Source organism: uncultured Microscilla sp., from assembly GCF_947493425.1.
Lineage (GTDB): Bacteria > Bacteroidota > Bacteroidia > Cytophagales > Microscillaceae > Microscilla.
Genome location: NZ_CANLRP010000503.1, coordinates 1 through 436, shown reverse-complemented (window position 1 = coordinate 436; position 436 = coordinate 1). Strand labels below are relative to the sequence as shown.

1 protein-coding gene is annotated in these 436 nt (G+C 48.2%); it reads left to right on the top strand.

The genetic code is table 11. The features are described 5' to 3' along the window. Window positions 1-436: hypothetical protein (locus tag Q0954_RS34500; protein WP_299466780.1), on the top strand; the 436-nt coding region annotated here is incomplete at both ends.

Here is a 436-nt window from a genome sequence, read left to right as displayed (position 1 = left end):
GACGTGGTAAAAGTCAAAGTGAAAGGTTATTACGCCGGGGGTTCGGTAACCCATAACAACGCGGTGAACTGGGGGCTAACCCTGGGACAAGTAAATGGCCATTCAAACAGTGGAGAAATCTCTACAGAAAACACACCTTTCTTACTGAATTTAGGGCTCAGCATTACGCCCAACAACGGGGGGAACAACCCCAATGCCACGGTACCAAGTGGGTACTTAAAACTGGTATTTTACAAAAAAGACGGTACGCCCGTTACCGCCTCGTTACAAATTGCTCATCTGACTCCAGGTGCCGGACAATGGCAAGACCTGGAACTAACGTATACTGCTACCGAAAGGGGATACTTACAAGCCTTCGTCGCCAACGAAAGCGACCAGGAAGTATTCTTTGATGATATGGTGGTGGAGCATACGCCCCAACTAATTGTACAGGAGA